General features: G+C 65.8%; 1 protein-coding gene. It reads left to right on the top strand.

All coding sequences use genetic code 11. The features are described from left to right. Positions 1-348: aminotransferase class III-fold pyridoxal phosphate-dependent enzyme (locus EN852_RS36940; RefSeq protein WP_135879767.1), on the top strand; the 348-nt coding region annotated here is incomplete at both ends.

The raw sequence follows: 348 nt of genomic DNA, 5'->3' as shown, positions 1-348 counted from the left end.
GGTTTTTTACGGCTCGTCCGGTTCGGAAGCCAACGACACGGCCCTCAGGCTCGTGCGCCACTACTGGGCGCTCGAAGGCAAGCCCGAGAAGAACCGCGTCATCTCGCGCAAGTCGGCCTATCACGGCTCGACCATCGCCGGCACCTCGCTCGGCGGTATGGAGCCGATGCACAAGCAGCTCGGCGGCGCGGTGCCCAACATCGTCCATGTGATGATGCCTTATGCTTACGAGCTGGCGCTGCCCGGCGAGAGCGACCATGATTTCGGCATCCGCGCGGCCAAGGCGGTCGAGGACGCGATCCTCGAAGCCGGCGCCGACAAGGTCGCCGCCTTCATCGGCGAACCGGT

Origin of the sequence: Mesorhizobium sp. M2E.F.Ca.ET.209.01.1.1, assembly GCF_004010375.2 — a bacterium.
In the GTDB taxonomy this organism is placed as follows: Bacteria; Pseudomonadota; Alphaproteobacteria; order Rhizobiales; family Rhizobiaceae; genus Mesorhizobium.
The sequence above is the reverse complement of the archived record's forward strand: the minus strand, read 5'-3'. Positions and strand labels throughout refer to the sequence as shown.